Annotated in this window: 8 protein-coding genes; 3 read left to right on the top strand and 5 right to left on the bottom strand. The window is 47.1% G+C overall.

The annotated features are described in order from the left end of the window. Nucleotides 1–25: 25 nt before the first annotated feature. Nucleotides 26–1828, bottom strand: coding sequence for a SpvB/TcaC N-terminal domain-containing protein (locus LZG72_RS03605; protein WP_233867654.1), 1803 nt, complete (start codon nt 1826–1828; stop codon nt 26–28). Between the two features lie 154 nt (nt 1829–1982). Here LZG72_RS03605 and LZG72_RS03600 point away from each other — a divergent pair, with 154 nt between their 5' ends. The 3 genes from LZG72_RS03600 to LZG72_RS03590 all read left to right on the top strand — a co-directional run bounded on the left by LZG72_RS03600 (nt 1983) and on the right by LZG72_RS03590 (nt 4511). Continuing rightward, nucleotides 1983–3161, top strand: a complete 1179-nt coding sequence (locus tag LZG72_RS03600; protein ID WP_233867652.1) for an alpha/beta fold hydrolase — start codon at nt 1983–1985, stop codon at nt 3159–3161. Between the two features lie 27 nt (nt 3162–3188). Then, nucleotides 3189–3416 (top strand): hypothetical protein, encoded by a 228-nt coding sequence (locus tag LZG72_RS03595; protein WP_233867649.1) that lies wholly within the window; start codon nt 3189–3191, stop codon nt 3414–3416. A 117-nt stretch (nt 3417–3533) separates the two neighbouring features. Next, on the top strand, nt 3534–4511 hold the full coding sequence (locus tag LZG72_RS03590; protein WP_233867646.1) for a sugar phosphate isomerase/epimerase: 978 nt from the start codon (nt 3534–3536) through the stop codon (nt 4509–4511). Between the two features lie 165 nt (nt 4512–4676). Here LZG72_RS03590 and LZG72_RS03585 read toward each other — a convergent pair whose 3' ends face one another. The 4 genes from LZG72_RS03585 to LZG72_RS03570 are packed head-to-tail and all read right to left on the bottom strand — an operon-like array spanning nt 4677 to nt 11468. Further along, complete coding sequence (locus tag LZG72_RS03585) at nt 4677–5585, bottom strand: DUF6528 family protein (protein WP_233867643.1); 909 nt, start codon at nt 5583–5585, stop codon at nt 4677–4679. Nucleotides 5586–5598: 13 nt separating this feature from the next. After that, nucleotides 5599–6537, bottom strand: coding sequence for a sugar phosphate isomerase/epimerase (locus LZG72_RS03580; protein WP_233867640.1), 939 nt, complete (start codon nt 6535–6537; stop codon nt 5599–5601). Beyond that, nucleotides 6524–8077, bottom strand: coding sequence for a RagB/SusD family nutrient uptake outer membrane protein (locus LZG72_RS03575; protein WP_233867637.1), 1554 nt, complete (start codon nt 8075–8077; stop codon nt 6524–6526). The genes LZG72_RS03580 and LZG72_RS03575 overlap by 14 nt, the downstream gene beginning before the upstream one ends. Before the next feature lie 22 nt (nt 8078–8099). Next, on the bottom strand, nt 8100–11468 hold the full coding sequence (locus LZG72_RS03570) for a TonB-dependent receptor (protein ID WP_233867633.1): 3369 nt from the start codon (nt 11466–11468) through the stop codon (nt 8100–8102). Nucleotides 11469–11534: the final 66 nt, after the last annotated feature.

Genomic DNA, 11534 nt, shown 5'->3' with positions numbered 1-11534 from the left:
TTGATCCAGGTGGCCGCATTATCCGTCAGTGAACTTCTCGTAACAAATCCGTTTTTCGGTCGCCATTAAAATCCCCGAAGTAAACCAGGTGATTTTTGGTGGGGAAATTGGAGGTGTAAATACGGCGGGCCGCGTAGGCATCCAATGTGAATATTTCGCAAAGGTTATCCTTGATCAGCATCAGGTCGCTCTTACCATCGCCATTAAAATCGAGGACATAGATTTTGTCTGCATTAGCCCAATCGGCCACCGGGAATCCGGTTGCATCATTGATCCCGATACTTCCGCAGGCCCCTCCCTGAATATAATTGGTACATAGAAAAGGAAGGTAATTGTTTAGCTCATTGCCGAGAATAGTGATGTATTCGTTGATTCCGTCGCCGTCAAAATCGCCCGGGAAGAAATAATTGGCTTTGGGGTGAATTTTGTAAAAATTAGGTTGAACACTCCTGCGATGCTTTGTAAAGGCCTGGCCTGCATTAATACTTTCGTAAATGATGACGCTATCCAGCTTTTGATATGCACCCGCATTGGTGACCTTCAAAGTGAGAATGTCGTCCAGTCCGTCACCCGTGTAATCTCCGGCAAGGATGTTATAATCGTTCGGTATTTTTTCTCCCTTGATCAGTGAGTAATTCGGGCTTAATGCAATGGGCGCCCCGTTCGATAAGGTAGACGTGTTGGGTTGCGATAAATGGACCGACATCGATTCGTGGTAATTCACGTAGGGAATTCCAGAATTGACTGACTTAGCAGTAATCACATCCGTTTTTCCATCGCCATTAAAATCCCCGAAAAAAGGATCATTTGCTGCAAAATTTCCACTAGAACCACTTGTATTTTGAAATGGTACCGGAACATCCCCATACTTGAAAATCGTCGAGTTCAAACTACTCCCGTCCGAGCCGGACTCAATCACCTCTCGCAGATAGGAATTAATATTGTCCCAGCTATACTTGAACTGATAGCTTTTGGAAATGCTGCCCTCTGCTGTAACCGAAATCTTATCCAGCAAATATTTACTTGTAACGAGCGAATTAACCAGAAACTGCCCGTTTATGTCAGCCCTAACCTTGTATTCAAATTTGATTTTGTTGTAGGGTGCAAGCCCGGTTACCGTGTTACCGGTGTAATTAATTTCATCAATGCGGGAATCGCGGTCATTGAAGAGGTATTTAAAATCGATGTAATTTCCGTCGGGATATTTTATGCGGTTTATTCGCCAGAAAAGAACATTGGTGTTAGACTCTTCCATAATCCTGGAATCGGCAGTGTTGCCGTATTCCATTTCGGTACCATCTTTGGTTACGATCTTAAACCAGGTAGGTCCGGTGCCGCTGGTGCCGTTTGAGGTAACGACGGAAAAATCCTCACGCTCCGTTCCATACGTCGCGCCATTTGCACCATAAACCCCTGATAAGCCCATTAACATTTGCCCGTCCAAGGTGAAACGGTCTTTGTCCGTCAAATCAAGTGTGGTAACCTGCCCATGATGGTAGATCGTTTGTCCCGACCGGCTGACCGCCGATAATCCCGAAATGTTCCAGCCGAAGCCAGCAGTACCATTACTGGCAGGGGAATGATAATCAATCGAAACCGCCGGGGCGGTGCCATTTGTGCCGGGAGGAACGGCAATGGGAATGGAATACGTTGCGCCCCCGGATGAAGAGACGTTTCCGCTACCCGGGATACTTCCGACGGGTAATGCCGGGTCGACGGTTTTAGTGAAAGTCTGGTTCGTGTAGAGTGGGATGCTGTAATCTACGTTTTGGGCGATCGCCTGATTTCCACAAATGAGAGTAAGAATGGATAAGCAAATTTTTTTCATTCAGGTGTGTCTTGGTTTAAGTCCTTTTCTATCTAGACTGAACCTTTTGAAAAAGTATCTGTTCTGCAAGCCAACTTTTTTAGAAGCTAGAAAGTCAGTAAATAAGTAACCGGAGATGGTTTTTCTGAAATAGATATCAGGAAACCACTTTTTTATGCTCAGAACCGTCCTTGCACTTTTTCTTTTTACCACATCTTCAACCGTCACAATCGCGCAGAATTATGATGAGTCCAAAGTGCCGTCGTATGTTTTACCGGAGGTTTTAAAAACCGTTTCCGGCAAGGAAGTACGTGACAGAAAAACGTGGGAAGCCACCCGGCGTCCGGAGATACTGAGGCTTTTTGAGGATCACATTTATGGTCGGATGCCCGCTGCATTTGACAGCATCTCACACTCCATTACGAATGAAAACCGGAAGGCGATGGGCGGTAATGCAACTTTGAAAGAAGTTGCTATTTTGGTCTATAAAAACAGTAAGTCTGTGAGGATCAATCTGGTATTGTTTATCCCGAATAAAAGAAAAGGAAAATCGCCGGTATTCGTTTTGATCAATAACCGCGGGCAGGAAAATACGGATGCCACGCGCCAGACAAAAAGTGAGTTCTGGCCTGCCGAAATGGTCATAGATAGTGGGTACGCAATTGCGGCATTTCATGTTAGCGATCTGGCGCCCGACAAAAAGGAAACCTACATGAATGGTGTCCTGCGGATGTACCCCGAACTTCTCGAAGCAGACAATGGCATGAAGGCGATCGGAGCCTGGGCATGGGGCGCGAGCCGGGTGCTGGATTATTTTGAAAAAGACGCGCAGATTGACGCCAAAAAGGTGATCGTGGTCGGTCATTCGCGGGGTGGAAAAGCTTCTTTGTGGGCGGCTGCGCAGGATCAGCGGTTTGCAGCCTGTGTTACCAATTGCTCGGGAAATACCGGCGCTGCATTGGCGCGCAGACAATTTGGTGAGCGGATCGCCAGGATCAACGACACATTTCCGCATTGGTTCAACAACAATTATAAGAAGTTTAACAACAATGAAAATGAGCTTCCGGTGGACCAGCATATGCTCATTTCACTGATCGCGCCGAGGCCGATTTATGCGACCAATGCGTCAAAAGACCTTTGGGCCGATCCGACAGGAACATATCTGGCAATGAAGCATGCTGAGAAAGTATATGCATTGTATGGTAAAAAATCGAAACTTCCGGCAACTCCACCTGGGATCAATCAGCCTTTTCCAAAAGCGCCGATGGCATATCATAACCGTGAAGGCGAGCATAATATGAAGGTTTATGACTGGACCAATTTTATCCGGTTTGCGAAAAGCTTTAATTTTTAACCCAAATCACTAACTAATCACCATATCATGAGAAACAAAATACTCCCGGAAGACCAGTCGCTTGTACTGTTTACGGATATAAATGGCATTCCAAGAGAAGGAGTCTATAAAAAAGGCTCAAAAGCTTTTGTTGAGGCAATCGGCGACGAGGGGCCGGAGGATACCGGCAATATTTATCCGGAGGAAGACATTGTTGCCTGGGAATATCTCGAAAAAAGAGACAAGCCCGGCCCGGACATTATGGTGATTTTATAATGTTGGTTGTAAATGAAATATACTTTGGGCCAGCCTGAAAGATTTTCCTTGAATAAAAGTTTCACTGATCGAATATCCGGCTAAATTGAAGATCGAATACTAACCAACCACCTTACTATGGAAAACTCTACGACTCCTGAAACTTCGGGCTCAAGACGGGACTGGCTGAAAAAATCTTCGTTGCTCGGATCTGCATTATTGACTGGTTCGCTGGTCGGTGCGAAGCCGGTCGCTGCTGCACCTGCGGTGACCCGAAGATTGCCGATCGCTGTGTCCACCTATTCTTACTGGCCGCTCAGAGGTCCAAAATACCCGTTAGCAACAGTGATTGAAGATGCGGCGCGCATTGGTTTTGACGGAGTCGAAATCCTGCATCGCTCGATGGAAGAGGAGTCGGTGAGCTACATGAACAAGCTGAGACGACTGGCATTTGATAATGGACTTTCGTTGCCGTTACTTTCCATTCACCAGAACTTTCTTCAACCCGATGTCGCGAAAAGAAAGACGGATATCGAGCATACTTACAAATGCATTAACATGGCCTCGCAAATGGGAATTCCGTGCGTGCGGATGAACACAGGTTCGTGGGGAACTGTTAAAAACAAGCGCGAGGGAGACTATTATAAAACGGGTATCGAGCCTCCCATTGAAGGTTATACCGATGAAGATGGCATCAAATGGACGATCGACGGCATGGGCGAATGCCTGGCTTATGCAGAAAAAGAAGGGATTGTGCTCGCATTGGAAAATCACTGGGGACTTTCATCGAACATCGATTATCTGTTGCGAATGTACAACGCACTCAAAAGCTCGCCTTCCATGGGGTTGAATGTAGATACCGGAAATTTCGTCGGAGAACCCTATGCCGGGCTCGAAAAACTGGCGCCTTATGCGACGATCGTACAAGCCAAGACCTATTACGGCGGCGGTACTTTCTACGACAAGGAAATGGATTATACGCGCATCGGCAAGATCTTCCAGAAAGCGAACTACAAAGGATTTGTTTCTCTTGAAATGGAGGGAAAGGAAGACGCGAAAACCTCCGTTCCGAAAAGTCTGGAATTACTTAGAAAAGCATTCACATTTACAGCCTGATCAACAAAATTATCCCATGCAACAGAGGCACTTCTTTTTGGGGTGTCTCTGTTTTTTGCTTGGAGCTGCATAAAATGTAACCCGCGATTCCGCCAGCTAAAAAAGCCGGGAGCCGAAATCTTAAAGTTTCAGCTCCCGGCTTTTCTCAATTGCTAGTAAAACGATCTACTGATAAAACCAGCGGGCTTTATAGACTTTCATATCCGGGAAGGCAAAACTGCGTTGCGGTATCAGAAAACGTACATGGTAGGTCCACCAGCTTTTTTCGGGAATCGTGAAAATATACTGGCCGGAACGATCGCGGTTTAAACTTTTGATATTTTCGGCATCCGGAAAACCATTGATCTTGGTAAACTGGTGGTCATTCAGATTGAAAATCCAGGCACCATGATGCTCAGTTACAAAAAGGGTATTTTCATCCGAAGTCATGCCCAGCTCATGCCCGCCCTCGCCGGGGATTTTCCAATGTGCTTTCAAGCTGAGACTTTTCCCGTCGACTATTTTGTATTCCCGTAAAACATCGAAACCCAAAGCGAACAGGCTCTTTCTTTTGGCATCCCAGACAACACCGTGCGCCGAATACAGACTGTCTGTGAAAAGCGCCTTGTCGGATTTGTTGATGTCAAAAAGCATGATCTTATTTCCATTCGCATGCGTGGAGGCGGCAGCTGCCAGTTTGTTGCCGGGGAGTAATGTAATTGAATGGGAATTTGGTACTTCGGCATAGAATACCACCTTTTTATCCGAAACATTAATGATCGCAATTGCTCCCGACGAAGAAGAAATCAGTATTTGCTTTCCATTATTAATGGACTTGCAATCATCGGTGGAATTGAATTTCCTGTTTCTGAAATCATCCGGAAGATCTTTTGCCAGATGTGCGTCCCAGCTCCATATGACCTCGGGAATGCTGTCCCGGGATTTGTTGTAATCCACGATCAGGATCTTGCTGTCACCGCAAACCAGAAATGACTTTGGCGGAATGGATTGTGCCAACGCAGCGCAAGCCGCCAGGATGACGATACCGAGTGAGCAGGTAAGTTTGGTAAAATAATGGACGTTTCTTTTTCTCATAAAATAGTTACTATTAATTTATCCATGCTTTTTTCAAAGATTCATAATTTGGCTTTAAATCTTTAAAGCTGTAATCGTTGTCAGCCTTCTTGACAGCCTCGTACATGAAAGATCCTTTGTAGCCGACCTCGACGAGTGCCGAGATCACTTTGTTCCAGTCGATGATTCCCTTTCCTGGCAACCAATGGCGCTCATTTACATTATCATAGTCAGAAATGTGAACTGTCCGGATCCGCTTGTTCACCGCTTTTACAAAATCCTCCGGTGTCTCTTTCAATAAATGGTTTGAATCAAAACAGATACCCACTTCATCAATCCCGTCCAGTATTTGCAGGATCTCCTTACTGGTGTTGGCAAGGCAGGTGCGGGGGAGGCATTCCAGGTTCAGCGAAGCACCTTTTGACCGGCAGTAAGCAGCAAGTTCTTTCAACGATTCCCGGCAGGCCTGGATCCTCGACGCACGCACCGAATCTGCGATGGGCTCGGTACTCGGATGGATCACAATCTGCCTGACCTTCATTTCCATTGCCAGGTCGATATACTCTTTCACATCCCGTAAAATGGCCGGTCTTTTTTCTGGATCGGTTTCGGATATATCCAGTTTTTTGCCGTAAGGGATATGGGTCGACCAGATCAGGATGCCTGCTTTGGTGGCGTCGCGGTACAGGTTCTTTGCAAAGGTCAGCCGGTCGGCCGGTGTACCATTAACGAGCTCAGCCTTCCAGTTGAGCTCCATATGTTCAATGCCGCTTTTTTTTACTTCCCGTAATGTCCCCGGAGTAAAATCCGGGAAAAGGCCGGAAGCTGTTCCCAGCTTCCAGCTTTCCGGAATTCTTTTTTTACCCTGAGCAAGGCAAGGTTGAAAAGCCGCAGCAAATACAGTGATCAGAACAAGGCATTTCAGCGCCAATCGCCCCAATCGCGTAACGCGTCCGATACTAGTATCCGGCATTTTGTTCCAGTTTAGGGTTTCTGTCACGCTGCACATCCGGGATCGGCCACCAGTAGTCACGCTGCGCATTGAATGTGCGCGTCATGATCGGTTTGGCAGCGTAAGTCAGGATGGGTGCATTAAGTACTACCTCGGCCGTTTTCCATCTGCGGATATCCGTGTAATACAAGCCCTCGCCAGCGAATTCAACCCGACGTTCCAGACGAATAATTTCCCTCATTTCGGCCTTTGTTTTTCCAGCGGCAACGGTTGGCATACCTGCTCTCACTCGTACTCTGTTCACAGCTTCCAAAACCGATGCGTCCGGGGCAGCGGCAGCTTCGTTTTGAGCCTCCGCATACATCAGCAGCACATCCGCAAAGCGGATTACCATATAATTGATGTCCGACCGCCCGCCTTGAAGGTTGTTACTGTTGGCTTCTTTGTCGTAAATGGTATATTTTTTGGTCCCGTATCCGGTCACTACAAACCTGGCCGGTGTTACCAGCTCACCCTGGAAAGTATCGCCCGGGTACACAATGGTCTGGTACATACGCGGGTCGCGGTTGGCGTGCGGGTTTGCAGCATCATACAACGGCGATGTAGCTTGTGGGAGTCCGTCTTTCATCAGGTATGCGTCCACCAGGTCGCGCACGGGTGCATTGGTGTTATACTGGCGACCGATCAGGTCAAAAGAACTTCCCAGCTGCGGCGCCATGAACTGGACGTCAAAGATCGACTCCACGCTGTTGTCATTGGCGGGAAGAAACAAATTGCGATAGTTCGCATACAGTGCGTAACCTGTTCCAGCCAGATCCATAACCGCTTTGGCAGCGTCGGCAGCCAGCTTCCATTTGGCGGGATCGCCGGAAGTATTTACCAGTGGACTTGCCTCAAAAAGCAATACCCTCGCTTTTAAAGATAATGCGGCACCCTTGGTAGCTCTTCCATTGTCGGTTGCTGCGGTGTATTTCACCGGTAATGCGGCGGCGGCCACATCCAGATCTTTCAGCACCTGCTGCACTACTTCCTCACGTGTATTTCTCGGCAGTTCCGACTGGGTAGACGGGTCAGGTTGATCCAGGATCAAAGGCACGCCGCCATAATAGGTAGCAAGTGTCGAATAATACAATGCTCTCAAAAACGTCGCTTCACCTTTCATCCGGTTTTTTAATGCGGCATCCATGGACACGGCATCAATTTTGGCAAGAAGCGTATTGCAACGCCCGATGCCCCGGTAGCTGTCGTCCCATCGGCTGGTGATGATCGCCGAATTGCTGGCAGTTTGAGTACCCGCCCCAATCACATTCCAGCCTCCTGAATTATCGTAATTATAGGCATTAGGAGTTGCTGTTTCTTCCCAGAGCGGAGTCGCGGTTCCGCCAAACAGCCCGTCGGTGCGCAAAACTGCATAGCAACCTGTGAGGCCCATCGTCGCATTGGATTCAGAGGTCCAGAAGGAATCCTCGGTGTAACGGTCATTCGGCGAAACATTCAATATGTCGTTCCCGCAACCGGCTATGAATAAGCTGAGAGTAAAAACGCAGATTATCTTTTTCATAATGTCTTTTTAAAAAGTGGGATTAGAAAGTAACGTTCAGGCCAAAGCTCATTGTCTTCAGCATTGGATAGTCGTAAAGTGTATCCGCCGTGATATTCCGTTCTGGGTCAGAGTCTTTATACTTTGAAAAAGTGAAAAAGTTCTGAATGTTGGCGAACAGGTTCAGCTTGCTGATGGAAGCTCTGGAAAGCCATTTTTCAGGAAAAGCATAGTTAAGCTGAATGTTCTGCGCACGCAGATACGATCCGCTTCTGAGCCAGGCTGTCGAATTCTGGTAATTTTCAGACGCACCCTGGGGCGTAGTCAGGATCGGCAATCTTGCACCTGTATTTTGCGGTGTCCAGGAATCGGTCGCCCATTCTTTCGTTAATCCGGCCCCATTGTTTACAGGATAGGCAAGATTGGCGGTCGGGTAGATGTTGATTCCCTGTACGCCCTGGAAGTACGTGTTCAGGCTGAATTGTTTGTAACTCAGATTGATCGCGAAACTGTAATTCCACTTTGGAATCGACGAGCCGGTAATTACCCGGTCATCCCCGTTGATGGTGCCGCTGTTGTCAACATCCTTGTATTTGAGATAACCTGGCTTGACGGCGCTGCTTACTTTTGCACTGTTGTTTACTTCTTCCTGAGTCTGGTAAATTCCCTCGCTTTGAAGCAGGTAGTAGGCATCCAATGCGTATCCTTCTTTCAAAATCCTTCTTCCGGTGATCACCGTTTCTCCATTCAGATCAACGATCTTATTTTTGACATAACTAACTCCGGTACGGATATCGTATTTGAAATCACCAATCCGGTTTCTGTGGCTCAGAGTAACCTCAAACCCTTTGTTATCCACAACACCGATATTTCTTTGGGGGCCCGTCAGCGCACCTACCTGCGAAGGAATGGCTACCTGACGTAAAATGCCGGATGTCCGTTTCTTGAAAACTTCAAACTCACCGGATAGCTTTCCCGACCATGCTTCCACGTCCAGACCTGCATTATAAGTGGTTGTAGTTTCCCACGAAATATTCGGATCGTTGTATGACGTTGTGGCTGCGCCGGGCTGAAGTACATTTCCAAATGAATAATCACTGCCCAGGTTCACGACATTGAGATAGCTGTAAAGCGGCACAGCCTGGTTACCCAGCTTTCCGATCGATCCACGAAGTTTCAACAGATTGATAAACTGCATATCGAAAAAACTTTCCTGATCGATACGCCATCCGGCAGAAAGGCCCGGGAAAACACCCCAGCGATTGTCCTGACCGAAACGTGAAGAACCATCGTACCTGATCACCGCTTCAAGCAGGTATTTTTCCTTGAAATCATAATTCACTCTTCCGAAAAAGGAAGTAAGCTTGTCGCGGGTAACAAGGCCAGCGATCACGGGATTCAGAGAACTCGCATTCAAATCGGTTAGCGTATTGCCAGCAAGGTTTTCTATGCTGGCAGTGAACTCGCTGTTGTCAAAATCGTTGTAGCTCGTTCCCGCCAAAGCAGACACATGATGATGGGCCGAAAACGTTTTTTCCCAAGAAAGAGTCTGAAAGAAATTGAGATTCAAGTTGCTTTTATTGCCATTGTAAGACACCGTCTGCCCGTATGTCATAGCGGCCAGGGTCAGCGGATCGTACGTATTTACCCTCGAATTGAAACGCCTTTCCACATTATCAAGCTTGTCAATTCCCAGGTTGATACTGTATTTAATGTCGAACGGAAGCGTGTAATCGGCGAAAAGTTTGGCAAAAATCCGCTGAACAGTAGGTTTGCGATATCCCTCTTTGACCAGTTTCATGGGATTTTCGATCGAATTTCTTCCGGGTGTTCTGAAAGCAACGTTTGCGTAACGACCATCTTCAAGATAAGGTGTAAAAATCGGTAACACCCGCATCAGTGATGTGAAATATCCGCCAGTTCCGTCGGCCGGCTCGGTCGATTTTCTGTAATTGGCGATGATATTGGCCCCCACCCGGAGACGCTTGGCCACTTGCGAGGACAGGTTCAGATCGACCGAATAGCGTTTCGCATTATCGTTGGCGATCAGCACACCTTTCTGGTCCATGTATCCGAGAGACAAGTTGTACAGCATTTTTTCGGAACCTCCGGAGAACTGAAGGTGATGCTGGTCCAACGAACCGTTTTTCATGACAAGATCAAACCAGTTGATATTCGGATAGGCGTATGGATTGGTGGCCATGCCGGTTCTATACTGCTCAATCTGAGCATCCGAATAATCCACTACCGTTTTGCCTTCATTGCGTAATGCCTGGTTTTTAAGCTGCATATACTGGATCGGGTCCCAGATCACATCGGGCATCATCGTCGGACTTTGGATACCGTGCGAAAAGTTGTAATTGATTTTGCTTTTTCCGACTTTTCCTGTTTTGGTCGTGATCAAAACAACACCATTCGCAGCGCGCGATCCGTAAATAGCCGCGGAAGCATCTTTTAGTACTGTAATGCTTTCAATGTCGTTGGGATTCACTTCATTCATGTCGTACTCCATCCCATTTACCAAAACCAGCGGATTACTGTTATTGGTTGTTCCTACCCCCCGGATCCGTATAGTAGCATTGTCTGCTCCCGGACGCGAGCCGGCCTGATTGACCCATAATCCGGATACACCGTGCATGGCCTGGCTGGCGTTGGTGATCGGGGTATTTTCTTTGGTCTTCATGTCCAGCATGGACAGTGCGCCGGTCAGGTTCACTTTCTTTTGTGTTCCATAACCCACCACCACTACTTCTTCCAATGCTTTGGTATCCGGTTTTAGCGTTATGTCAAGGGTTGTTCTGTTACCGGCAACTACTTCCTCGGTCAGGTAGCCTACAAATGAAAAAACCAGAATGTCGGAATCAGTCTGCGTTGAAATCTGAAATTTCCCATTCACATCCGTTGTGGTTCCTTGCTGGGTACCTTTTATCAAAACACTAACCCCTGGTAAACCAGCTCCCGTTTCGTCGGCCACCGTTCCTGTCAGGGTTTGGTCCAGCGTGTATTGAATGGATCCCGTCGGGCTGGCCGGGGGTGTTTTTTCTTCCTTTTTTTCATTTTTAAGTAAAATCCGGTTTTCAGAAACTACGTAACTGACGGATATCGGTTTGAGAAGCTCCTTCAAAATGGCGTCCAGGTTTCTGTTTGTGGCCCTGATATTCACCTTTTGATTGATATCAACCGCACTTGAACTGTACACAAAGCGCACATTTGTCTGACTTTCGATCGACAGAAGTACCTTTTTCAATTTAACATTCTCCATTTCCAGAGAAACGGGTTTGCTTAGTATTTCCTGGCCCTCGGCTTCATGGGCGTAGGAGAATCCGCAAAAAAGTAAAATGATGAGAATTTGGTGAAATGACATTTTCATTGCGCTCCATGCCAGGGCTGGAATCTGTAATTTTTTGTGCATAAATTAGCAAAGTTTAAGTTTTGACACGACTCTAAACAGGTACATATCCATTGGTATCAATGGCCT

It is taken from the genome of Dyadobacter sp. CY323 (assembly GCF_021390245.1).
In the GTDB taxonomy this organism is placed as follows: Bacteria; Bacteroidota; Bacteroidia; order Cytophagales; family Spirosomataceae; genus Dyadobacter.
The sequence above is the reverse complement of the archived record's forward strand: the minus strand, read 5'-3'. Positions and strand labels throughout refer to the sequence as shown.